The sequence below is a fragment of the Streptomyces sp. NBC_00344 genome (genome assembly GCF_036088315.1).
Lineage (GTDB): Bacteria > Actinomycetota > Actinomycetes > Streptomycetales > Streptomycetaceae > Streptomyces.
Map to the genome: position 1 here is coordinate 2,905,138 of NZ_CP107996.1, position 22,363 is coordinate 2,927,500.

Consider the following 22,363-nt stretch of genomic DNA (forward strand, 5'->3'; position numbering starts at 1 on the left):
CCGCCTCCGGAACGGACTCGGCTTCGGCCTCGTCGATGGTGTGGCCCTCGGCGTACTCGCCGCGTCCACCACGACGGTCGTCGCTCTCATCGCGCACCTCTGACCGACATCTCGGCCTCACGTCCCGTACGTGAGCAACACGGGGAGATCCACTCACCATGAACGTCCGCCGCACCCGCATCGCCACCGCCGCCGCGTCCACCCTGGTCGCCGCGCTCGCCCTGACCGGCCTGTCCAGCACGGGCGCCACCGCAGCACCGGCCAAGGCGAAGGCCTCGAAGCGCCTCACCTGCGTCGGCGACAACACCAAAGTCACCGTCAGCAAGGTGAGCCGCCCGGTGAACCACCTGCTCGTCAAGATCACCAACACCGGCACCCGTAACTGTGACGCGTACTACGCACCCACCGTCAGCTTCGACAACGACACCTGGCACGCGAAGATCATCAAGGACAGCATGCCGCAGGCCGTGGTCACCCTCGCCCCCGGCGAGTCCGGCTACGCCTCTCTCGGTCTGTCCGGCGACGGCACCGGCCACCACCGGCACAAGGCCTCCCACGCCACCCTCTCGTTCTCCGCCATCGGCGGCGGCTCGACGCACACCGTTCCGGACGAACTGGAGCTCCCGGCGGGCACCGTGGTCGACGACGGCGCGTATGTCTCGTACTGGCAGTACACGGCGGCCGACGCCCTCATCTGGTAGCCCGTCACGGGGCCCGCCGCCGAGCCCACCCTGGTGTTCCCTCCTCCGGAAGACCAGGGTGCCCGGCGGTCCGGGAGCCGGGCCCAGGACGAGACGTGCGGGCCCGTCAGGGCCGCAGAGGCTGTGGGTTTCATGGACGGGGCCGGAGGTATCGCCGCGCAGATGCCGTTCACCCCCCGAACCACCCCGCCACATCCACCCGGAACCCGCCGCCCGCCACAGCGCCCGGGACCACCGCCCGCAGACCCGACTCCAGATCGGCCAGCCGGCGCGAACCCAGCGCGTCAGCCCACTTCGCATGCAGCTCGTCGAAGATCTCGCCGGATCTCACCAGCACCTGCGTGCCCCGCGCCGTGAGCCGCACGAGTTTCCGGCGGCCGTCCGCCGGGTCGTCCACCCGCTCGACATATCCCAGCGCCTCGAGCCGCTCGACCGTCTTGCCTGCCGCCTGCTTGGAGACACCGAGCCGCCGCCCCACCTCGCTCGCGGTGGCCCCCTGGAGACCGACCGCCTGCAGGGCGAAGCCGTAGGCGGGGCGGACGTCGGGGTGCCCCTCATCGGCCAGCCGCTCGTGCAACTCGTCGATCAGCGAACGGAATCCGGCGAACAGCAGCATCGGCAGCTCATAGCCACGGCCGTCCCCGGCACCGGTCTCAGACATTGCGCAACTCGACAACTTGGTTTACCTTTTCGTCAATCACATTGTCGAGTTTAGCGAAGGGCTCCACCATGCCGCTTCCCCACGCCCACTTCCCCGACCACACCGTCGATTCCGCCCCCGCGGCCGCCCGCCGCACCATGCGGGCGACCGCCGACCGGCTCGGCTACCTCCCCGCCGGGGTCGGCCGCATGGCCACCTCTCCCCAGCTCCTCGACGGCTTCCTGAAGCTGAGCGCACTGTTCGAATCCACCACCCTCGACCCGCTCGCCCGCGAGACCGTGATCCTCACCATCGCCACCCGCAACAGCTGCCATCTCTGCGTCGCCATGCACACCGCGAAGCTGACCGCCCTCGGCGCGGACCCCGGCCTCATCGAGGACCTGCGGACACAGCGGCCCCTCGCCGACCGGAAGCTGGAGGCGATCCGCGCCTTCACCCTGGAGGTCGTCACCACCGCCGGAGCCGTCGGCGACGACCGCCTGCGGTCGTTCCTGGCCTGCGGATACACCCCGCAGAACGCCCTGGAGGTCGTGCTCGGCATCGGCGCCTACACGACCTCCACCCTGGCCAACCGGCTGCTCGACGCCCCGGTCGACGACCAGCTCACGGCCTTCGCGTAGGACCGACCGCCCGAGGGCGCCCCGCACAGCGGACCACCTTGCCGGGGCGGCCCCGTTCCCGGCCACCCTCGTACGCGAAGCCGGCGGCCCCGGCAACAGCCCCACTCCCGTAGCGTGGTCCGCCTTCGCCCGCTCCGTGGCCGCGGCCGTGGGTCAACGGCTGCCCGAGCGGGCACGGGCCGACGGAAGAGGTAGCGCCACCATGTCTGTCATCCACCGCACCACCCTCACACCCACCAAGCTGGAGCTGCTCACCTCCTGGCTGCCCCAGCGGCCCTGGTACGTCGGCGACCGCGAACCCGAACTGGCGAAGGCCGGCGGGTTCCGGCTGGACGACCCGCAGGGCGAGATCGGGATGGAGTTCATGGCGGTCACCGACACGTCGGGGGACCGGCCGGTCACCTACCACGTGCCTCTCACCTACCGGAGCGAACCGGTCGCAGCGGCCGGGCACGCCCTCGTCGGCACCACCGAGCACGGGGTGCTGGGGCAGCGGTGGGTCTACGACGGAACGCAGGACACCGAGCTCGTCGCCGAGTTGTTCGCGCTCATGGCCGGTGCGGCCGAACCGCAGATGCAGAGCACGAGCCACACCCCGGACCCGTCAGTCACCGGGTGGTTCGCACACCCTCACGCCACGGCGCCGATCACTCACCTCAGGACGACCCACGCCGCGGAAGGCAGCGATGCCGCCGTCACGGCCGGACCCGGCGGATCGCTGCTCAACCTGCACTTCAACCGTGTCCTGCACCCCGGCCAGGACACCCCGGGGCAGGCCCGGGGACATGTCACCGCGGGCTGGCAGCTGCCGGACGGCACCACGACGCGCGGTCTCTTCGCCACCGTGCACACCCTCCCGTAGTCACCGCGACCCCCGGCCGGACGCCCCTGCCGGCCCGGCGTCCCGCACGGGAACCCGCATCACGTGACGGAGCGCCGTGACCGGCACCAACCCTGCCGGTCACGGCGCTCCATGCTGCGCAGCCCTCCCGACGGGACCGCACAGCACGACTTACGGCGCGGGGACCTCTTCCGTCAGACGTCCGGTCCACGGGCACCAGTAGAGACCGGGCAGGAAGGCGCCACCGGCCTCGTCGAGGTGATCATCGGTGTACCGGATCGTGGAGTCGCACACCTCGATGGCCATGTCCGCGAACGAGACAGTGTCGGGGTTGTAGTGGAAGTCCCACCGCGGGTTGTAGTCGGCCTTGCGCTTGACGATCCGGCCGATGAGGATCTTGCGGGAGTCGTCCGCGATGATCTCCCGGGCCTCCGCGATCTTGGCGGCTTCGGTGATCTTGACGATGAACTCGTCCCGGGCGATGTCCTGCATCTTGAAGTAGGCGGGAGCGTCCGCCGCCGCGCGGGGCGCCGATGGGGACGCACTCTCCGCCCGGGCGGCCTGGGTCGTGGTGAGCGCGAGCAGCGCGACCGCCGCAAGGGTCCCGAGCTTGGTGGTGATACGTCGCATGAGGGCAGCTCCGTGCATTCGGGGCCGTGATCATCCGGCCATTCGTCACGCACTGTATCCATCAAGCACGCAAAGCGGCCATAACCGTCACTGTGTGTCGCCGTCGAGGCTCGGGCGGCCGGCAGGCCGCCCACGAGACAGCTGACCGGCCGGTCCCGGGACCCGTCCCCGGAACCCGGAGTGCGGGTCAGGGCGACGGGCGGCGGGGCGGCCGGTCGGCGTGTCGAAGCGGTGTTCAGAACTGCTGTGCGACCTCCGTCGCCCAGTACGTGAGGATCATGCTCGCACCCGCGCGCCTGATCCCCGTCAGGGTCTCCAGGATCGCCTTGTCACGGTCGATCCAGCCCTTCTCGGCCGCTGCCTCGATCATCGAGTACTCACCGCTGATCTGATACGCGGCCACCGGCACATCCACCGATTCGGCGACCTTCGCCAGGACGTCGAGATACGGTCCGGCCGGCTTGACCATGACCATGTCCGCGCCCTCCTCGAGGTCGAGAGCCAGCTCACGCAGCGACTCGCGGACGTTCGCCGGGTCCTGCTGGTACGTCTTGCGGTCGCCCCGCAGCGACGAGCCGACAGCCTCGCGGAACGGTCCGTAGAAGGCGGATGTGTACTTCGCGGTGTACGCGAGGATCGACACGTCCTCCTTGCCGATCGTGTCCAGGGCGTCGCGGATCACGCCGACCTGGCCGTCCATCATGCCGCTGGGGCCCACCACATGGGCGCCCGCGTCGGCCTGGACCTGGGCCATCTCGGCGTACCGCTCCAGAGTGGCGTCATTGTCGACACGGCCGAAATCGTCCAGGACACCGCAGTGGCCGTGGTCGGTGTACTCGTCCAGGCAGAGGTCGGACATGATGACCAGCTCGTCGCCCACCTCGGCGCGCACATCGCGCAGGGCGACCTGGAGGATGCCCTCCGGGTCGGTGCCGGCCGAGCCGGCCGCGTCCTTCTTGGAGTCCTCGGGAACGCCGAACAGCATGATCCCGGCGACCCCCGCCTCAACGGCCTCGACGGCCGCCTTACGGAGAGTGTCGCGCGTGTGCTGGACCACCCCCGGCATCGCGGTGATCGGCACCGGCTCACTGATCCCCTCCCGCACGAAGGCGGGCAGGATCAGATCGGACGGGTGCAGCCGCGTCTCGGCGACCATCCGCCGCATCGCGGGGGTGGTGCGCAGCCGCCGGGGACGGGCGCCGGGAAATGATCCGTACACAGTCATCCTCAAATTACCTTCTCGAATGCATCGAACGCATCAGACGTTGCTGCTCGCCGCCGCTCAGGTGGTGCGGCGCCTGCGGCCGCCCGGGCGGCGCTCGCTCGGGCGGGTGACCGTCTCGCCCGCCTCCTTCGCCGCCTCGCGGCGCTGCGCGCCGAACGCGGCGAGTGCTTCGGCCAGTCTGTGCACGGACGGCTCGGGCGACATGACGTCGACCCGCAGCCCGTGCTCCTCGGCCGTCTTCGCGGTGGCCGGTCCGATACAGGCGATGACCGTCACGTTGTGCGGCTTGCCCGCGATGCCCACCAGGTTGCGGACGGTGCTCGACGAGGTGAACAGGACCGCGTCGAAACCGCCGCCCTTGATCGCCTCGCGGGTGTCGGCCGGCGGCGGGGACGCACGCACCGTGCGGTAGGCGGTGACATCGTCGACCTCCCAGCCCAGCTCGATGAGACCGGCCACCAGGGTCTCGGTGGCGATGTCGGCACGCGGCAGGAAGACCCGGTCGATCGGGTCGAAGACCGGGTCGTAAGGAGGCCAGTCCTCGAGGAGACCGGCCGCCGACTGCTCGCCGGAAGGTACGAGATCGGGCTTCACACCGAACTCGACCAGCGAGGCCGCGGTCTGCTCGCCGACGGCGGCGACCTTGATCCCGGCGAAGGCGCGGGCGTCCAGCCCGTACTCCTCGAACTTCTCCCGGACCGCCTTGACCGCGTTGACCGAGGTGAACGCGATCCACTCGTAGCGCCCGGTGACCAGGCCCTTGACCGCGCGTTCCATCTGCTGCGGGGTCCGCGGCGGTTCGACGGCGATGGTGGGAACCTCGTGCGGCACCGCGCCGTACGAGCTCAACTGGTCGGAGAGCGAAGCCGCCTGCTCCTTCGTTCGCGGCACGAGCACCCGCCACCCGAAGAGCGGCTTCGACTCGAACCACGACAGCTGGTCGCGCTGGGCGGCGGAGCTGCGCTCGCCGACCACGGCTATGACCGGCTGGTGGCCTTCCGGCGACGGAAGGACCTTGGCCTGCTTCAGCACCTGGGCGACCGTACCGAGCGTCGCGCACCAGGTGCGCTGGCGGGTGGTCGTCCCGGCGACGGTCACCGTCATCGGGGTGTCCGGCTTGCGGCCGGCCGCGACCAGTTCACCGGCGGTCGCTCCGACCGTGTCCAGCGTGGTGGAGACAACGGCGGTCGCGTCACTGGCGCCGACCTCGCTCCAGCAGCGGTCGGACGCCGTACGGGCGTCGACGAAGCGCACGTCCGAGCCGTGCGCGTCACGCAGCGGCACCCCGGCGTACGCGGAGACGCCGACGGCCGTCGAGACGCCGGGAACGACCTCGAAGGGGATGCCGGCCGCGGCACAGGCGAGCATCTCCTCGCCGGTGTTCCCGTCGAGTCCGGGGTCGCCCGTGACCGCACGGACGACCCGCTTGCCGCCCTTCGCGGCCTCCATGACAAGATTGCCCGCATCTCGGATGGCCGGGATTCCGGCGGCTGTTGACGCTTCGTCAACAACCGTCAGCTGAGGCGTGCTTACGGTCGCCCGCGCATGGCTGCGTACGACGTCGAGCACGTGCGGCTCGGCGATCAGTACGTCCGCACTCGCCAGCGCTTCCACAGCGCGCAGTGTGAGCAGTCCCGGATCCCCGGGTCCGGCACCGAGGAAGGTGACGTGCCCGTGTGCGGGAAGGACGGGATGGTTCGAGGTCGTGGGGCTCATCGTGCTCGCTCCCCCATAAGACCGGCCGCACCCTTGGCCAGCATCTCGGACGCGAGTTCGCGTCCGAGCGCCTCGATGCCTTCGTGCGACGCAGGTACGGGACCGGTGGTGGACAACTGCACAAGCGAGGAACCGTCGGTCGAGCCGACGACGCCGCGCAGGCGCATCTCGGTGACATCAGACTGCCCGTCGGCCAGGACGTCGGCCAGTGCGCCCACAGGCGCACTGCAACCGGCCTCCAGGGCGGCGAGCAGGGATCGCTCGGCGGTCACGGCGGCCCGGGTGTACGGGTCGTCGAGCTCGGCGAGCGAGGCAATGAGGCCGGCGTCGGACGCCGCGCACTCGACTGCCAGTGCCCCCTGGCCGGGGGCGGGCAGGATGGTGTCGACCGGCAGGAACTCGGTGACTTCGTCGGACCTGCCGATGCGGCTGAGCCCGGCAGCGGCAAGAACCACCGCGTCCAGCTCCCCGCTGCGGACGAAGCCGATGCGGGTGTCGATGTTGCCGCGGATCGGCACCGTCTCGATGCGCATGCCGTGGTTACGTGCGTACGCGTTGAGCTGCGCCATCCGGCGCGGCGAGCCGGTGCCCACCCGGGCACCGTCCGGCAGCTGCTCGAAGGTCAGCCCGTCCCGCGCGATCAGCACATCCCTCGGATCCTCGCGGACCGGGATCGCTGCGAGCACCAGGTCGTCCGGCTGCGTGGTCGGCAGATCCTTCAGGGAGTGCACGGCGAAGTCGATGTCCCCGCGCAGCAGCGCGTCACGCAGCGCGGTGACGAACACACCGGTTCCGCCGATCTGCGCGAGATGCTCACGGGAGGTGTCCCCGTACGTGGTGATCTCGACGAGCTCCACGGGGCGTCCCGTGATCCGGCGCACCGCCTCGGCAATTTTTCCTGACTGGGCCATGGCGAGCTTGCTTCGCCTGGTCCCCAGCCTCAAGGCATTTGTCATGCCCGCCCTCGGTTCTTGACGTCTGTGTTGCTCAGGTCGGTCAGATCGGCCCTGCTGACGGCCGCGACCGTCAGCGGGTCGAGGTCGAAGAGTTCCCGCAGCGCGTCCGCGTACCCGGCACCGCCGGGCTCGCTCGCGAGCTGCTTGACCCGCACGGTGGGCGCGTGCAGGAGCTTGTCGACGACACGGCGCACGGTCTGGGTGATCTCGGCGCGCTGCTTGTCGTCCAGGTCGGGGAGCCGGCCCTCGAGCCGCGCGACCTCACCGGCGACAACGCCGGCCGCCATGGTACGCAGCGCGACGACGGTCGGGGTGATGTGCGCGGCACGCTGAGCGGCGCCGAAGGCGGCGACCTCGTCGGAGACGATGGTGCGCACGGCGTCGACATCGGCGGCCATCGGTGCGTCGGCGGACGCGTCGGCAAGCGACTCGATGTCCACCAGACGTACTCCGCCGAGCCGGTGCACCGCGCCGTCGACATCGCGGGGCATCGCGAGATCGAGCAGCGCGAGCCGGACGGGCGTGCCGTCGGGGACACGGCGCGGGCGGGAGACGGTGACGGCGTTCTCGGCCCAGGCGCCGTGCTGTTCCAGCTCGTCGGCCGCGGTCGTCCGGGCTCCGGCGGGCCGGTCGGCGGGCACGTGGCCGGTGGCTGCGGCAGTGGGCACGTCGGCCGGTGTGAACGGCTGGCCGAGCGCATCCGCGACGGACTCCGCAGTCAGCACGAGGCCGGTCGCGCCCGTACAGGACACGACGACATCCACCTGGGCGAGCTGGCTGTCGACGGCGTCCATCGGGACGGTCCTCGCCGCGGTGCCCGCTTCGCCGAGGATCTCCACCAGCCGTTCGGCTCGCGCCTGCGTCCTGTTGGCCACCACGATTTCGCCGATTCCGGCTCGGGAGAGCGTCGCGGCCGCGAGTGAGGACATCGAACCGGCGCCGATGACGAGCGCCCGCTTCTCCTTGGCCCACACGGCCACTTCGGATCCGTCGGCGAGCTGTTCGAGACCGAAGGTGACGAGCGACTGCCCGGCCCGGTCGATGCCGGTCTCGCTGTGGGCCCGCTTGCCCACCCGCAGCGCCTGCTGGAACAGATCGTTCAACAGCCGCCCCGCGGTGTGCAGTTCCTGGCCGAGCGCCAGGGCGTCCTTGATCTGGCCGAGGATCTGCCCCTCGCCGACGACCATGGAGTCGAGCCCGCAGGCCACCGAGAAGAGGTGGTGAACCGCCCGGTCCTCGTAGTGCACATAGAGATAAGGAGTGAGCTCCTCGAGACCGACTCCGCTGTGCTGGGCGAGCAGCGTGGAGAGCTCGGCGACGCCCGCGTGGAACTTGTCCACGTCGGCGTAGAGCTCGATGCGGTTGCAGGTGGCGAGCGTGGCCGCCTCGGCGGACGGCTCCGCGGCCAGCGTGTCCTGCAACAGCTTGGCCTGCGCGTCCGTGGAGAGCGCCGCCCGCTCCAGCACGCTGACCGGAGCGCTGCGGTGGCTCAGTCCGACTACCAGGAGACTCATGCCGGCATCACGGCGGGCATGTCCCCGTCGGGTCCCTTCCGGTCGGCACGGGCCGCGCCCTTGAGAGGCGGCGCCCCTGCGGCTGCGGCAGCGGCGGCAGCTGCTCCCTCGCCGGCCTTGCGCTGCTCGTGGAAGGCCAGGATCTGCAGCTCGATCGAGAGATCGACCTTGCGCACGTCGACACCCTCGGGCACCGAGAGCACGGTGGGCGCGAAGTTGAGGATGGAGGTGACTCCGGCGGCGACCAGCCGCTCGCACACCGGCTGGGCGGCGCCCGCCGGGGTCGCGATGACTCCGATGGAGACGCCGTTGTCGCTGATGATCTTCTCGAGATCGTCGCTGTGCTGTACGGGCATTCCGGCGACCGGCTTGCCCGCCATCTCCGGGTCTGCGTCGATCAGTGCCGCGACCCGGAAGCCACGGGAGGCGAAGCCGCCGTAGTTGGCGAGCGCGGCACCGAGATTTCCGATACCGACGATGACGACCGGCCAGTCCTGGGTGAGACCCAGCTCACGCGAGATCTGATATACGAGATATTCCACGTCATATCCGACACCGCGAGTTCCGTACGAACCCAGATAGGAGAAGTCCTTGCGCAGCTTCGCCGAGTTCACCCCGGCCGCGGCGGCGAGCTCCTCGGATGAAACCGTGGGCACGGAACGCTCGGACAGCCCGGTGAGGGCGCGGAGATACAGGGGAAGTCGGGCGACGGTGGCCTCGGGGATTCCTCGGCTACGGGTCGCCGGTCGGTGAGTTCGGCCAGTTGCCACGGTGCTCCTGCGGGATGAGCGAGGCTGCAGGCGGCCTCGTGTCGCAGGACCGCCCCGTCGAATGCAGGCTATGTCTTTGTGAACGCGTGCACAAAGATGGTGTCCGTTTTGTCCGCGTGAAGTGACCGGAGTCACGCGCTTCGGCCGTGCGACCCCGGAACTGCGGATCGATCGGATGCGTTGAGATCCCGAAGGGGACAAAACCGCACACACTCCTTGCGTCATCGCCCCCGAGATCGCTCAAATCGCCCACGATGGTAGCTGGCTTTTCGCCTCAGGCGCCCAGTGCGCGTCGGAGCCGATTCGGATCGACGCGCCAGAACGTGTGCTGTTCGCCGTCGATGAGCACTACGGGAATCTGCTCCCAGTAGGCCTCATTCAGCGCCGCGTCCTGAGTGATGTCCTTTTCCTCCCATTCCGTGCCGAGGTCATCGCAGACGGTGGCGACGATTCTGCGTGCGTCGTCGCAGAGATGACAGCCGGGTTTGCCGACCAGGGTGACGAGGCGCTTGCGGCTGCCGGCCCGACTGCGCGGAAAGAGACTCATCCCGCCATTGTCCGCCCGACGCGGCCCCGTTCCGCTCCCCGCCCCTTCGTCCGTCCTCCCTTCGCAGCGTGATGATCTCCGGCCTCGCCCGCCGGGCCTCATACTCAAGCCCCCCTGCCACGCGTTCACCTGCCGCGCGTTCAAAGGGGACGCCGGGAGCCGGCGGGGCGGCCCGGGACGGCCGGGGGACATCTGAAGACCGCTCCGGCCGGAGCCGCGGGGCGCGGGACCGAAGCCCCGATGCGGGGCGGGGCGGCCCTTTCCGCAACGGAGAGTTCACCCGGCCGCATCCCGGCAAGTCGGGAACGACCGAACAGAATGGCTATGCTCACGGCATGGCCGCACTGGGATGGCTGACCCCTCGTAGGCGCTCGGCGACAGCACGCAGCGTGCTGGCGGGCGAGGCCGCAGCCGAGGCAGCCCGCAAGACCTCGCAAGAGCTGGCGCTGGTGACACCGGACGGCGAATCCGCTCCGGAGCCCGCGTTCCCCGTCGTGGGCGACGACCTCGCCGCCGCCTTCTTCGATCTCGACAACACCGTGATGCAGGGCGCCGCGATCTTCCACTTCGGACGGGGCCTCTACAAGCGGCAGTTCTTCCAGCGCCGCGAGCTGGCCAGATTCGCCTGGCAGCAGGCGTGGTTCCGACTGGCCGGCGTCGAGGACCCGGAGCACATGCAGGACGCCCGGGACAGCGCGCTGTCCATCGTCAAAGGGCATCGCGTGTCCGAGCTGATGTCCATCGGCGAGGAGATCTACGACGAGTACATGGCGGACCGCATCTGGCCCGGTACCCGTGCGCTCGCCCAAGCCCATCTGGACGCGGGCCAGAAGGTGTGGCTGGTCACCGCCGCGCCCGTCGAGACCGCGACGATCATCGCCCGCCGGCTGGGACTGACCGGCGCCCTCGGCACCGTCGCCGAATCGATGGACGGCGTCTACACCGGCCGCCTCGTCGGCGAACCGCTGCACGGTCCGGCGAAGGCCGAAGCCGTACGGGCGCTCGCGGCCGCCGAGGGCCTGGACCTCGGCCGCTGCGCCGCATACAGCGACTCGCACAACGACATCCCCATGCTCTCGCTGGTCGGCCATCCGTACGCGATCAACCCGGACACCAAGCTCCGCCGCCACGCCCGCGAGCGGGAGTGGCGGCTGAGGGACTACCGCACCGGCCGCAAGGCGGCCAGGGTCGGCATCCCGGCAGCCGCCGGTGTCGGCGCTCTGGCAGGCGGCACAGCGGCCGCCGTCGCCCTGCACCGCCGCCGCCGCTGACCCGCCGTCCGGCCGTCCCCGGCCGGGCCGCCCGGGCGGGGAGGACCGGGCGGGGACGGCCGGACCTTCGTCACCCACGGTCGTCACCCGCGCCGGTATGCGCGCCACGCCGGTACGGCGCGCCGACACGCCGGGCCTCACCCGCCGCGACACGCCGCCATCCGACGCATGCACGGGCAAATCGAACTTGCTACCCCTGCGCACCCTCCGCCAGTCCTGTTGTGCCCTCCCGGCCACAAGTGACCCCGTAATCAAGCGGATCGTGGGGCTATCCGATCAATAAACGGTCACGAAGTGCTACTTGATTCGACGCGTTCACGTAAGAGAAGCGACGTAATCGATGATTTGAGCAACTGGGTGTAGCACTGCCTGTACGAAGCGTTATTCTCCTCAGACGCATACCGGACCCCACTCGCCATCACGTCGGGTGAAAGGTCCAGCACTGCACGTGATGGAAGCTCTGCCTCTGGGAGTCCCGTGTACCCACACGTCGGGGTTGACGCCTCGGGCCTGGCTACGCTGCGCGCAACGGTCCTTGACCAGCTGCGCGGCATTGTCCCCACCGCGTACGCCGTCCCCGCTTTTGCCACCCCTGTGCCTGCCGGACCCTGCTACGCCCTCGCCGAGGGCCATGCGACGGTCGGCAGACGCAGCCGTGGCGGCACCGGCACGTCCACCGCCCGTCGGCCTGCGGCCGACAGCGACAGCGCACGCATGATGGATCTCGTCGAACGCGCTCAGGCCGGCGAGACCGACGCCTTCGGGCGCCTGTACGACCAGTACTGCGACACCGTCTACCGCTACATCTACTACCGCGTCGGCGGGAAGGCGACGGCAGAGGACCTCACCAGTGAGACCTTTCTGCGCGCCCTGCGCCGCATCTCCACCTTCACCTGGCAGGGCCGCGACTTCGGCGCCTGGCTGGTCACCATCGCCCGGAACCTGGTCGCTGATCACTTCAAGTCGAGCCGATTCCGGCTCGAAGTGACCACCGGCGAAATGCTCGACGCCAACGAGGTCGAACGCAGCCCCGAGGACTCCGTCCTGGAGTCCCTCTCCAACGCCGCCCTGCTCGAAGCGGTGCGGCGACTCAACCCCCAGCAGCAGGAGTGCGTGACCCTGCGCTTCCTGCAAGGGCTGTCCGTCGCCGAGACAGCTCGGGCGATGGGCAAGAACGAGGGTGCGATCAAGACCCTCCAGTACCGGGCCGTGCGCACTCTGGCACGACTTCTCCCGGATGACGTCCGCTGATCATTCCGGTCACAACTCACCCTCGGTTACCGCCTGATGACCCTGCCGTAATAGTGCGGTCGGATCATCCTTCGTCCGTAACCCAAGTGCTGTGGCGCTCGTTGAGTGGGATGCAGGCTCCCTGTGGTCACGCCACGCCCGAAGATGCTCACCCGATCGTGTGGAAGCGCTCAAGGTGTGCAACCTTCCGGACCCCGAGGGGAGTCGATCGTCATGACGAGAGGAGGTGCCGCCAGTGATCGGACAAGTTTCGGCACACCGGCGGGCGAACGCCTTCGCCCAGGCCCTGGAGGAGCAATCGCTCCAGGACACGGCGGCCGACCAGTCAGAAGCTCCCGCCGACCAGGGCGAACCAGGGCAGTTGCTCGCCCTGGTCGCCGGTCTCGGCGAGCTACCGAAACCGCAGCTGGATCCCGAGGTCAAAGTGGTGCAGCGGGCTCAGCTCGTTGCCGCCATGGAGGCTTTGCTGCTGGAAGGCGCAGCCACGGAGGGAGGTGCGTCCGAGGGCCCTCAGGTGCCCGCCCAGCGGACCGGACGCGGCGCCCATCGGGCGGGCGCGCTCCGGAAACTGCGCCCCCGCTCCCGCTGGTCGAAGGGCATCGCTGCGGGCGGACTCGCCGTCGGTGTGGCGGCAGGAGCGTTCAGCGGCGTCGCCGCTGCCAGCTCCGACGCCCTCCCAGGTGATTCGCTGTACGGGCTGAAGCGCGGCATGGAAGATCTCAAACTGGGGATGGCGAATGACAACGCCGACCGCGGTGAGATCTATCTGGACCAGGCTTCGACCCGTCTCCAGGAGGCGCGCCGCCTCATGGAGCGCGAACGGGCAGGATCGCTCGACCACGAACAGCTGGGCGAAGTCAGGCGCGCGCTGAACGGCATGAACCACGACGCGAGTGAGGGCCACCGGCTGCTGCACGAGGCGTACGCGAGGGACGGGGCTCTCGGCCCGATCCAGACGCTCTCCTCGTTCTCCCGGTCGCACCGATCGGCCTGGAGCAAGCTCAGGGGCCGGCTGCCCGCCCAGCTGCACGACGTGGGCAACCAGGTGAACGCGGTCTTCGACGCCATAGACCAGGAGGTCGAACCCCTGGAGTCGCAGCTGCCGCGCCACCCCGGCACGACCCGTGCCCCCCGGCACACGGTGCCGTCCCAGTCGGCCGCACCAGGAACGGACCGCCCCGGGCCCACCGCGTCCGCCTCCGGCCACAGCGGGACGGGAAGCGACACACCGCGGCCCTCCAGTTCGGGCAGCAGGGCCGACCAGGGGCTGATCGGCGGAAACACCGGCGGTCTGCTCGACCCGCCGAAACCCGGCAGCAGCCCGTCGTCCCCGGATGACTCCGGCCCGGCGGGCGGTGGCCACCCCGGCGCTCCGCATGTCACTCTGCCGCCGCTGCTCCCCGGCCTGCTCCCCGGCCTGGGTATCGACGCGGAGGACGCGCAGTAGTCCGCAGTCTGTTCAAAGGAGTGCGCCGGGCCCGCAAAGGGCCCGGCGCACTCCTTTGCGCGCGCTACGCGAAGGCAGGCGGCCCTCGGGGTCGGCTACTCGCGGGCTGCGGCACCCGCGGCCACTCAGAAGAAGACGGACCTGCGCTCGACCAGCAGCTTGTACAGGGTGTGCTGGATCTGCTCCCGCACCTGATCCGTCAGGTTGAACATCAGCATCGGATCGTCCGCCGCCTCCGCCGGATATCCGTCCGTCTGGATCGGCTCCCCGAACTGGATGGTCCACTTGGTCGGCAGCGGCACCATTCCCAGCGGTCCCAGCCACGGAAAGGTCGGCGTGATCGGGAAGTACGGAAAGCCGAGGAGCCGCGCCGCGGTCTTCGCATTGCCGATCATCGGGTAGATCTCCTCCGCGCCGACGATCGAGCACGGCACGATCGGCACACCCGCCTTCAGCGCGGTCGAGACGAAGCCGCCCCGCCCGAAACGCTGCAGCTTGTAACGGTCCGCGAAAGGCTTGCCGATGCCCTTGAAGCCCTCCGGCATCACCCCGACGACCTCACCGCGCTCCAGCAGCCGTTCCGCGTCCTCGGTGCACGCCAGGGTGTGACCGGCCTTCCTGGCCAGCTCATTGACGACCGGGAGCATGAAGACCAGGTCCGCCGCGAGCAGCCGCAGATGGCGTTCGGCCGGATGCCGGTCATGTACCGCGACCTGGAGCATCAGCCCGTCCAGCGGAAGAGTCCCCGAGTGGTTGGCCACCACCAGCGCGCCCCCCTCCGACGGGATGTTCTCGATGCCCTTCACCTCGACCCGGAAGTACTTCTCGTACAACGGCCGCACCAGCGACATCAGTACCTGGTCGGTGAGTTCCTTGTCATAGCCGAACTCGTCGACGTCGTAGTCCCCGGTGACCCGCCGCCGCAGAAAGGCGAGACCGCCGGCGATCCGCCGTTCCAGGCCGCCGACGGCCGGCCGTCGCTCCTCAGGCGTCCGCACAGGCGGCTCGGGCGAGGCGTCGGGCCCCGTCTGCTGCTCCGGTACGGGTGCCAGGGACCCGGCCGTCCGGCTGCGCCCCATCGGCCTCTTGACGGCTTTGCCATTCCTGACCCGCCGTGACCTCGGCTCGTCGCCGAAAGGGATCACCTTGGCATCGGCCATGTCAGATGCGCTCCTTGCTGACAGAAGTGGCAAAGGAAGATACCCGGTCGACTGCGCGCTCCATGGCCCGGGGAGGCAGCAGTCCGGCTCCACGGCTGAGCGCGAAGTCCTCGAACGCCTCGGCCGTCGAGTACTCGGGGACGAAGCCCAGTGTCTCCCGCATCTGCACGGTGCTGACCACCCTGCCGTGCGTCAGCAGCCGGATCTGCTCCGGAGAGAAGTCCGAGACGCCGACGGTGCGCATGGCGGAGCCCACCCAGTTCACGGCGGGCAGCAGCACCGGAACCGTCGGCCGTCCCAGCCGCCGGGAGCACTGCGAGAGCAGCAGGACACCGTCGCCTGCGACGTTGAAGGTGCCGCTGTTCAGCGTTCCGCGTGGCGGCTCACCCAGTGCGAGCCGCAGCACCCCGATGACGTCGTCCTCATGGACGAACTGGAGCCGCGGGTCGTAGCCGAAAACGGTCGGGAGCACCGGCAGTGACAGGTACTGGGCCAGCGGGTAGTCCGCGCTGGGGCCCAGGATGTTGGCGAAGCGGAGCACGCAGACAGCCACATCGGGCCTGCGCCGGGCGAAGCCCCGCACATACCCCTCGACCTCGACCGCGTCCTTGGCGAAGCCGCCGCTCGGCAGTGACTTCGGAGGCGTGGTCTCGGTGAAGACGGCGGGATCGCGCGGCGCCGATCCGTACACGCTGGTACTGGACTTCACCACGAGCCGACGCACGGTCGGCGACTTCTGGCAGGCACCGAGCAGCTGCATGGTGCCGATGACGTTGTTCTCCTTGACCGTCGCCCTGCTGCCTCCGGCGCCGAGCGGCGTGCCCGTGACATCCATGTGCACGATCGTGTCGACGTCGTACTCGGCGAGCACCCGGGCAATGGCCGGCTGGCGGATGTCCGCCCGCACGAAATGGGCGCCGCCCAGATCATGGTCGGGCGGCACGATGTCCACCCCGATCACCCGGCCCACCTCGGGATCGCGCTGTATGCGCCGCACAAGCCGAGCCCCGAGCTGCCGGGCCACTCCGGTCACAAGCACGACCTTGCCCAAGATCCGCGCCTTCCCATTCGGACTCCCGTACGGGCCACCGTAGCGGGTCGATGTTGCTCTGTGATGACCAGGCGCTGCACGACGTGACGAAAAGTTTTCCCGCACAACGCGCCGTGGCCCTCCCACCATGATGGTGGAAGGGCCACGGAACCACGTACAGCTGCCGCTTACTTCTTGTTGCGACGCTGAACGCGGGTGCGCTTGAGCAGCTTGCGGTGCTTCTTCTTAGCCATCCGCTTGCGCCGCTTCTTGATAACAGAGCCCACGACTACCCTCGCTCACTTCTCTTCACTCGGTGCGGGGCGTCTGGGCCCACACGACCTACGTCGGCCTAGCCTACCTGCCGCCGAGTGAGGGACGTAATCCGAGGGGAACCGCCCGCTCCTCGCCCGGCCATATCCCGTGCCGTGGCAGGCGATGTCCGCAGAGCAAACATCGCCTGCCACGCCGCTAGGCGGTCCTGACCCCCACGAAGGACTCGCGAAGGTACTCGTGCACTGCTTGCTCCGGAACCCGGAAGGACCTGCCCACCCTGATCGCCGGCAGATGACCGCTGTGCACCAGCCGGTACACGGTCATCTTGGACACTCGCATCACCGAGGCGACCTCCGCCACGGTCAGGAACTTGACCTCGTTGAGAGGCCTTTCACTCCCAGCAGCCATGACCCACCTGAACCTTCCGCACCCGACGGGCACCGGCTTCCCCTTCCGGTGACGCTTCGTCGTTGTGCGCTCACTCACCAGACTAGGTGCGGGTGGTACGAGTGGGGAAGAGGAGTAGCGATCGGGCGCCTACTGGGACAGACGCGCCCGATTGAGTACATAGCGCGTAAGCGGTCGGTAGTAGTCGGACCGCACGGCATCATCCAGCGGAACGGCCACGGACACCCGCCCCTCGGCCTCCCCGACGAACAGCGCCGGATCGTCCGTATCGGCCAGACCGATGGCCTCGATGCCCAGCTGACCTGCGCCGCAGACCCATCCATGGTCCCCCACCACAAGCCCGGGCAGCCCGCCGCCACTCGTCGCGGCAGCCTCCAGAGCCACTCGGACGGGCAGCGGGGAATGGGTATGTGCGCCCGGCTCACTCCCCGGGGCGCGCACGCCTGGTTCGCGCATCAGCGCGACGCCTCGGGCGTACTCCAGGTTGTAGGTACGTACGCCGAACCGGGTCGTTATGTCGACACGGCGACCCTCTGCGGGGGTGAGGACGTCACATCCGGCCGCCGACACGGCGTCTGCCAGCGCGGCGTAGAAACCGAGCAGCCGATGTGGATGCCCGGTGCCGAACAGCACCGCCGCCCGCCGGACGACCGCCGCCGCCAGCCGGTCGGCGAACGCGTCCAGGGCGGCCAACGTCCTTTCGGGATCGATGACATCGGGTCCCGACACATGCCGCGGGTCGCCGGACACCCCGCATTTCCGGGCCATCAGCCGCAGCAAATCCCCTTCGTCCCAGCACTGTTCGGGATCGAGCCCCAGTGTCACCCGGGGGTCCCGGGCGGCAAAGAGGCGGTAGCTGCGCAGACTCGTCTCCCTGGCGGTGGCCACAGGGCCGGCCAGCCTGGCCGCCAACAGATGCGCACGGAGGGCGCCGGTGCTCAACACGCCGCCGATGCTTCCGTAAGGATGGCGGCCAGCACGGCGGAACGGGAGATATGCGGCACAGTTGGCGTAACGCGCCACCACAGTCGCCCCGTCGGGCGCACCACATCCTGCTACGCGAGCAGCCCCCGCAGTGGGAACACCGCCCGCCGGGTGGCCAGCACCGCCTGGTCCAGCCGGTCCGACGGGTCGTAACCCTCGTCCCACGACCGCCACTCCACAGGCCACCGCCCGTCCGTCATCCGGCCGGGCGCCAGCTCACGGGTCCGCGCGAACACCTCGTCCCGCCAGGATGCCGGGACGACCGACCCTGGCTCGATCTCCGCATGGGCCGCGATCGCCACCAGATGCGCCCACGACCGGGGCACGACATCGGCGACCGAGTAGCCGCCACCGCCCAGTGCCACCCAGCGCCCCTGGTCGGCGTACTGGTGGGCCAGGTCATGGCAGGCGACCTGCACCGCACGCTGGGCGTCCAGCGATACCGCCAGATGGGCCAGCGGGTCCTCGAAGTGCGTGTCGGCGCCGTGCTGGGTCACCAGCACCTGCGGCCTGAAGTCGGCCAGCAGTTCGGGCACCACCGCGTGGAAGGCCCGCAGCCAGCCGGCGTCCCCGGTCCCGGCCGGCAGCGGAAGATTCACCGCCGAGCCCTGCGCCTCCCCGCTCCCCGTCTCCTGGGGCCATCCGGTCCCGGGAAACAGCGTCCGCGGGTGCTCGTGCAGCGAGACCGTGAGGACCCTCGGGTCGTCCTGGAACGCGGCTTCCACGCCGTCACCGTGATGCACGTCCACATCGATGTACGCGATCCGCTCGGCGCCCAGCTCGAGCAGCCTGGCGATCGCCAGCGACGCGTCGTTGTAGATACAGAAGCCGGAGGCCGATCCGGGCATGGCGTGATGCAGACCGCCGGTGAAGTTCACCGCATGGGTGGCGTTGCCGCGCCACACCGCCTCGGCAGCGCCCACCGACTGCCCGGCGATCAGCGCGGAGGCCTCGTGCATTCCGGTGAACGCCGGATCGTCGGGCGTGCCGAGTCCGTAGGAGGGGTCGGCGCCCTCCGGATCGGCCGAAGCTGCCCGCACCGCGTCCACGTAGTCCGCCCGGTGGACCAGCCGCAGCGTCGACTCGCCGGCCGGCTTCGCGGCGACCACGTCGACCGCCTTGTCCAGACCGTAGGCCCGGATCAGTCCCATGGTCAGTGCGAGCCGCACCGGATCCATCGGGTGCCCAGGCCCGAAGTCATACTTCGTTACTGCGTCGTCCCACATCAACAGTCCGCGGCCACTCATGCCCGCCACCGTATCGGGCGTCCCCGGCTCCGAACGAACGGGCGTACAGCAGCGTCGCGAGTACCAGCACCATCGGCACGAGCATCGCCCCCCGGTAGTTCCACGCGTCGCCGATCGCTCCGACCAGCGGAGAGCCGACCAGGAATCCCACGTAGTTGAAGATGTTCAGCCGGGCGATGGCCGCGTCGGATGCTGCCGGGAACATCCGGCCCGCTGCCGCGAAGGTCTGCGGGACGATCACACACAACCCGAAGCCCAGCAGCGTGAATCCGAGCATCCCCACCCAGGGACCGGGCGCCGCCGCCACCACGGCGAACCCGAACGCCGCCAGCACCGACCCGAGCCGCACCACGGCGGCAGCGCCGAAGCGCCGCACCCCGAAGTCCCCGACGGCCCGCCCCAGCAGGGTGGTGACCATGTAGACGTTGTACGGGAGGGTGGACAGCTGCTCGGAGCTGCCCAGCACGTCCTGCAGATACTTCGCGCTCCAGTTGGAGACGGTCGAGTCGCCGATGTACGCGAAGGCCATCACCAGACAGAGCGGCAGCAGCATCCTGAAGACGACGGACCCGCCCGCCGCGGCTTCCGCCACCGCGGCGGGGCCGGCCGGCCGCTGGGCGTCCGCGTACCAGCGGCTCGCCACCAGGCAGAGCGGCAGCAGCACCACGGCGACCGGCCAGTAGGACGTCAGCAGCGACAAATGCCAGTGCGCTCCCGCCCAGGCCAGCGAGGCGCCGGCGATGCCACCCAGGCTGTACGCCGCGTGGAAGCCGAGCATGATGCTGCGTCCGTACGCCCGCTGGAGGCTGACGCCCAGCATGTTCATGGACGCGTCCAGCGCACCCACGGACAGCCCGAACACGCCGAGGGCCACCGCCGCCTGCCAGAGCTCGCTGCCGGCCGCCACCCCGAGCAGGGCCAGCAGCACCACCGGCTGCACCCAGCGCAGGACGACGGACGGCCTGACCCGCTTCACCAGTTGTTCGGTGGCGACGCTGCTGACGCCGGCGAGGACCGGCACGGCGGCGAGGAAGACGGGCAGCAGGCCGTCGGATATCCCGTAGCGGTCCTGGATCGCCGGGATCCTCGTCACGAGGAGGGCGAAGGCCGCGCCCTGTGCGAAGAAGCTCAGCCCCAGGGAGGTCCTGCCGTGCCGCAGCCGAACATCTGTCGTCATGGCGGCACAGTAGGCCCCTGGCTTACCCGTGGGTAGATGGGTCAGGCCAGCAATTCGGGAAGCTCCACCAGCTTCGAGAAGAAGCCGTTCGCCCCGGCGAGCCGCTCGGCGGGGGTCATCCCGGTGAAGCCGTAGACCTCCATCCCCGCTGCCTGGGCCGCCGTCACGCCGAGTCGGCTGTCCTCGATGACGACACACCGCCCGGGCGCCACTCCCATGCGCTCGGCGGCGTGCAGGAAGAGGTCCGGTGCCGGCTTGCCCTGGCTGACGTCGTCGGCCGAGAAGACCCACTCCTCCTCGAACCACTCGTCGAGCCCGGTCACCCGGTGGCCGACCCGGATGCGCTCGTGGCTTCCGGACGAGGCGACGCAGTACGGCACACCTTGGGCGACAAGTGCGCCGAGCACTTCGGCGGCCCCGGGGACCGGTGTCAGGTCCCGCTGGAAGGCCTCGAAGAGCCGGCTGTGCAGAGTGGCGTCGAAGTCGTCGGGAAGCTGCTGCCCGCTCCGCTCCTGGACGATGTCGTGCACCCGGTGAAGGGCGGCGCCCATGTAGTCGCGGAGGGACTCGTCGTACGTGGTGGGGTGCCCCAGCTCGGTCAGATACCCCGAGAGGATGGTGTTGGAGATCGGCTCACTGTCCACGAGGACGCCGTCGTTGTCGAAGATGACCAGGTCGTAGCGCATACCCTGACCATAAACGCAAAAATGCCTCAACCCCGAGCCATAACGGCTCGGGGTTGAGGCTAAAAATTGTTCGGCGGCGTCCTACTCTCCCACAGGGTCCCCCCTGCAGTACCATCGGCGCTGAAAGGCTTAGCTTCCGGGTTCGGAATGTAACCGGGCGTTTCCCTAACGCAATGACCACCGAAACACTATGAAATTAACGAAACCGGATATGGACACGGCTGTTCGTTATTTCAGAACTAACACAGTGGACGCGAGCAACTGAGGACAAGCCCTCGGCCTATTAGTACCAGTCAGCTCCACCCGTTACCGGGCTTCCACATCTGGCCTATCAACCCAGTCGTCTACTGGGAGCCTTAACCTCTCAAGGAGGTGGGAATACTCATCTCGAAGCAGGCTTCCCGCTTAGATGCTTTCAGCGGTTATCCTTTCCGAACGTAGCCAACCAGCCATGCCCTTGGCAGGACAACTGGCACACCAGAGGTTCGTCCGTCCCGGTCCTCTCGTACTAGGGACAGCCCTTCTCAATATTCCTACGCGCACAGAGGATAGGGACCGAACTGTCTCACGACGTTCTAAACCCAGCTCGCGTACCGCTTTAATGGGCGAACAGCCCAACCCTTGGGACCGACTCCAGCCCCAGGATGCGACGAGCCGACATCGAGGTGCCAAACCATCCCGTCGATATGGACTCTTGGGGAAGATCAGCCTGTTATCCCCGGGGTACCTTTTATCCGTTGAGCGACGGCGCTTCCACAAGCCACCGCCGGATCACTAGTCCCGACTTTCGTCCCTGCTCGACCCGTCGGTCTCACAGTCAAGCTCCCTTGTGCACTTACACTCAACACCTGATTGCCAACCAGGCTGAGGGAACCTTTGGGCGCCTCCGTTACTCTTTAGGAGGCAACCGCCCCAGTTAAACTACCCATCAGACACTGTCCCTGATCCGGATCACGGACCGAGGTTAGACATCCAGCACGACCAGAGTGGTATTTCAACGGCGACTCCACAACCACTGGCGTGGCCGCTTCAAAGTCTCCCACCTATCCTACACAAGCCGAACCGAACACCAATATCAAACTGTAGTAAAGGTCCCGGGGTCTTTCCGTCCTTCTGCGCGAAACGAGCATCTTTACTCGTAGTGCAATTTCACCGGGCCTATGGTTGAGACAGTCGAGAAGTCGTTACGCCATTCGTGCAGGTCGGAACTTACCCGACAAGGAATTTCGCTACCTTAGGATGGTT

22 protein-coding genes and 2 rRNA genes (1 of these 24 cut by a window edge) are annotated in these 22,363 nt (G+C 68.9%); 6 read left to right on the plus strand and 18 right to left on the minus strand.

Annotated features, from left to right (window positions below; genetic code table 11):
• The first annotated feature begins 158 nt into the window (after positions 1–158).
• Entirely contained in the window at positions 159–701 is a 543-nt protein-coding gene (locus OHS16_RS13140; RefSeq protein WP_328537370.1) for a DUF4232 domain-containing protein, read from the plus strand.
• A 169-nt stretch (positions 702–870) separates the two neighbouring features.
• Here the strand turns inward: OHS16_RS13140 and OHS16_RS13145 are convergent, their stop codons facing one another.
• A complete protein-coding gene (locus OHS16_RS13145; protein ID WP_328537371.1) occupies positions 871–1,362 on the minus strand; it encodes a MarR family winged helix-turn-helix transcriptional regulator in 492 nt (163 codons plus the stop codon).
• 68 nt (positions 1,363–1,430) lie between these two features.
• On the opposite strand from OHS16_RS13145, the gene OHS16_RS13150 reads away from it, so the two are divergent.
• Complete coding sequence (locus OHS16_RS13150; RefSeq protein ID WP_328537372.1) at positions 1,431–1,982, plus strand: carboxymuconolactone decarboxylase family protein; 552 nt, start codon at positions 1,431–1,433, stop codon at positions 1,980–1,982.
• Positions 1,983–2,184: 202 nt separating this feature from the next.
• Positions 2,185–2,844 carry a maltokinase N-terminal cap-like domain-containing protein gene (locus tag OHS16_RS13155; RefSeq protein WP_328537373.1) on the plus strand — a complete coding sequence of 220 codons (660 nt, stop codon included), beginning with the start codon at positions 2,185–2,187 and terminating at the stop codon, positions 2,842–2,844.
• Positions 2,845–2,994: 150 nt separating this feature from the next.
• Here the strand turns inward: OHS16_RS13155 and OHS16_RS13160 are convergent, their stop codons facing one another.
• From OHS16_RS13160 to OHS16_RS13190, 7 genes are all read right to left on the minus strand, one after another.
• Positions 2,995–3,453, minus strand: coding sequence for a BP74-related protein (locus OHS16_RS13160; RefSeq protein WP_328537374.1), 459 nt, complete (start codon positions 3,451–3,453; stop codon positions 2,995–2,997).
• A 235-nt stretch (positions 3,454–3,688) separates the two neighbouring features.
• Positions 3,689–4,678: a porphobilinogen synthase gene (hemB, locus tag OHS16_RS13165; protein ID WP_328537375.1), complete on the minus strand. Its 990-nt coding sequence runs from the start codon at positions 4,676–4,678 to the stop codon at positions 3,689–3,691.
• 57 nt (positions 4,679–4,735) lie between these two features.
• Positions 4,736–6,394, minus strand: a complete 1,659-nt coding sequence (locus OHS16_RS13170; protein WP_328537376.1) for a bifunctional uroporphyrinogen-III C-methyltransferase/uroporphyrinogen-III synthase — start codon at positions 6,392–6,394, stop codon at positions 4,736–4,738.
• Positions 6,391–7,350, minus strand: coding sequence for a hydroxymethylbilane synthase (gene hemC, locus OHS16_RS13175; RefSeq protein WP_328537377.1), 960 nt, complete (start codon positions 7,348–7,350; stop codon positions 6,391–6,393). Before hemC ends, OHS16_RS13170 begins: the two co-directional genes overlap by 4 nt.
• Complete coding sequence (locus OHS16_RS13180; RefSeq protein ID WP_328537378.1) at positions 7,347–8,864, minus strand: glutamyl-tRNA reductase; 1,518 nt, start codon at positions 8,862–8,864, stop codon at positions 7,347–7,349. The genes hemC and OHS16_RS13180 overlap by 4 nt, the downstream gene beginning before the upstream one ends.
• On the minus strand, positions 8,861–9,634 hold the full coding sequence (locus OHS16_RS13185) for a redox-sensing transcriptional repressor Rex (RefSeq protein ID WP_328537379.1): 774 nt from the start codon (positions 9,632–9,634) through the stop codon (positions 8,861–8,863). Before OHS16_RS13185 ends, OHS16_RS13180 begins: the two co-directional genes overlap by 4 nt.
• Before the next feature lie 274 nt (positions 9,635–9,908).
• Positions 9,909–10,181 carry a glutaredoxin family protein gene (locus tag OHS16_RS13190; protein ID WP_328537380.1) on the minus strand — a complete coding sequence of 91 codons (273 nt, stop codon included), beginning with the start codon at positions 10,179–10,181 and terminating at the stop codon, positions 9,909–9,911.
• A gap of 335 nt (positions 10,182–10,516) precedes the next feature.
• Between OHS16_RS13190 and OHS16_RS13195 the strand changes: the two genes are divergently transcribed.
• The 3 genes from OHS16_RS13195 (at position 10,517) to OHS16_RS13205 (ending at position 14,150) form a co-directional block, all read left to right on the plus strand.
• A complete protein-coding gene (locus OHS16_RS13195; RefSeq protein ID WP_328537381.1) occupies positions 10,517–11,452 on the plus strand; it encodes an HAD family hydrolase in 936 nt (311 codons plus the stop codon).
• 477 nt (positions 11,453–11,929) lie between these two features.
• Positions 11,930–12,703: an ECF subfamily RNA polymerase sigma factor, BldN family gene (locus OHS16_RS13200; RefSeq protein ID WP_328537382.1), complete on the plus strand. Its 774-nt coding sequence runs from the start codon at positions 11,930–11,932 to the stop codon at positions 12,701–12,703.
• A 235-nt stretch (positions 12,704–12,938) separates the two neighbouring features.
• Complete coding sequence (locus OHS16_RS13205; protein WP_328537383.1) at positions 12,939–14,150, plus strand: DUF5667 domain-containing protein; 1,212 nt, start codon at positions 12,939–12,941, stop codon at positions 14,148–14,150.
• A gap of 125 nt (positions 14,151–14,275) precedes the next feature.
• Here OHS16_RS13205 and OHS16_RS13210 read toward each other — a convergent pair whose 3' ends face one another.
• The 10 genes from OHS16_RS13210 to OHS16_RS13255 form a co-directional block, all read right to left on the minus strand.
• Positions 14,276–15,310, minus strand: coding sequence for a lysophospholipid acyltransferase family protein (locus OHS16_RS13210; protein WP_328537384.1), 1,035 nt, complete (start codon positions 15,308–15,310; stop codon positions 14,276–14,278).
• A gap of 1 nt (position 15,311) precedes the next feature.
• Positions 15,312–16,361 carry an NAD-dependent epimerase/dehydratase family protein gene (locus OHS16_RS13215; RefSeq protein WP_328537385.1) on the minus strand — a complete coding sequence of 350 codons (1,050 nt, stop codon included), beginning with the start codon at positions 16,359–16,361 and terminating at the stop codon, positions 15,312–15,314.
• A 167-nt stretch (positions 16,362–16,528) separates the two neighbouring features.
• Entirely contained in the window at positions 16,529–16,627 is a 99-nt protein-coding gene (locus OHS16_RS13220) for a 30S ribosomal protein bS22 (protein ID WP_003948845.1), read from the minus strand.
• Positions 16,628–16,811: 184 nt separating this feature from the next.
• Entirely contained in the window at positions 16,812–17,024 is a 213-nt protein-coding gene (locus OHS16_RS13225; RefSeq protein WP_328537386.1) for a helix-turn-helix domain-containing protein, read from the minus strand.
• A gap of 129 nt (positions 17,025–17,153) precedes the next feature.
• Positions 17,154–17,969, minus strand: coding sequence for a phosphatase (locus OHS16_RS13230; RefSeq protein ID WP_328537387.1), 816 nt, complete (start codon positions 17,967–17,969; stop codon positions 17,154–17,156).
• Positions 17,970–18,079: 110 nt separating this feature from the next.
• Positions 18,080–19,255 (minus strand): acetoin utilization protein AcuC, encoded by a 1,176-nt coding sequence (locus tag OHS16_RS13235; RefSeq protein ID WP_328537388.1) that lies wholly within the window; start codon positions 19,253–19,255, stop codon positions 18,080–18,082.
• Complete coding sequence (locus tag OHS16_RS13240; protein WP_328537389.1) at positions 19,206–20,432, minus strand: MFS transporter; 1,227 nt, start codon at positions 20,430–20,432, stop codon at positions 19,206–19,208. The genes OHS16_RS13235 and OHS16_RS13240 overlap by 50 nt, the downstream gene beginning before the upstream one ends.
• A 41-nt stretch (positions 20,433–20,473) precedes the next feature.
• Positions 20,474–21,118 carry an HAD family hydrolase gene (locus OHS16_RS13245; protein WP_328537390.1) on the minus strand — a complete coding sequence of 215 codons (645 nt, stop codon included), beginning with the start codon at positions 21,116–21,118 and terminating at the stop codon, positions 20,474–20,476.
• Between the two features lie 68 nt (positions 21,119–21,186).
• Positions 21,187–21,303 (minus strand): 5S ribosomal RNA (gene rrf, locus OHS16_RS13250).
• Between the two features lie 78 nt (positions 21,304–21,381).
• A 23S ribosomal RNA gene (locus OHS16_RS13255) occupies positions 21,382–22,363 on the minus strand (it continues 2,143 nt past the right edge of the window).

Coding starts and splice junctions, on each gene's coding strand:
- OHS16_RS13140 (WP_328537370.1), top strand. CDS start 159: ATGAACGTCCGCCGCACCCGCATCGCCACCGCCGCCGCGTCCACCCTG.
- OHS16_RS13145 (WP_328537371.1), bottom strand. CDS start 1,362: ATGTCTGAGACCGGTGCCGGGGACGGCCGTGGCTATGAGCTGCCGATG.
- OHS16_RS13150 (WP_328537372.1), top strand. CDS start 1,431: ATGCCGCTTCCCCACGCCCACTTCCCCGACCACACCGTCGATTCCGCC.
- OHS16_RS13155 (WP_328537373.1), top strand. CDS start 2,185: ATGTCTGTCATCCACCGCACCACCCTCACACCCACCAAGCTGGAGCTG.
- OHS16_RS13160 (WP_328537374.1), bottom strand. CDS start 3,453: ATGCGACGTATCACCACCAAGCTCGGGACCCTTGCGGCGGTCGCGCTG.
- hemB (WP_328537375.1), bottom strand. CDS start 4,678: ATGACTGTGTACGGATCATTTCCCGGCGCCCGTCCCCGGCGGCTGCGC.
- OHS16_RS13170 (WP_328537376.1), bottom strand. CDS start 6,394: ATGAGCCCCACGACCTCGAACCATCCCGTCCTTCCCGCACACGGGCAC.
- hemC (WP_328537377.1), bottom strand. CDS start 7,350: ATGACAAATGCCTTGAGGCTGGGGACCAGGCGAAGCAAGCTCGCCATG.
- OHS16_RS13180 (WP_328537378.1), bottom strand. CDS start 8,864: ATGAGTCTCCTGGTAGTCGGACTGAGCCACCGCAGCGCTCCGGTCAGC.
- OHS16_RS13190 (WP_328537380.1), bottom strand. CDS start 10,181: ATGAGTCTCTTTCCGCGCAGTCGGGCCGGCAGCCGCAAGCGCCTCGTC.
- OHS16_RS13195 (WP_328537381.1), top strand. CDS start 10,517: ATGGCCGCACTGGGATGGCTGACCCCTCGTAGGCGCTCGGCGACAGCA.
- OHS16_RS13210 (WP_328537384.1), bottom strand. CDS start 15,310: ATGGCCGATGCCAAGGTGATCCCTTTCGGCGACGAGCCGAGGTCACGG.
- OHS16_RS13225 (WP_328537386.1), bottom strand. CDS start 17,024: ATGGCTGCTGGGAGTGAAAGGCCTCTCAACGAGGTCAAGTTCCTGACC.
- OHS16_RS13235 (WP_328537388.1), bottom strand. CDS start 19,255: ATGAGTGGCCGCGGACTGTTGATGTGGGACGACGCAGTAACGAAGTAT.
- OHS16_RS13240 (WP_328537389.1), bottom strand. CDS start 20,432: ATGACGACAGATGTTCGGCTGCGGCACGGCAGGACCTCCCTGGGGCTG.
- OHS16_RS13245 (WP_328537390.1), bottom strand. CDS start 21,118: ATGCGCTACGACCTGGTCATCTTCGACAACGACGGCGTCCTCGTGGAC.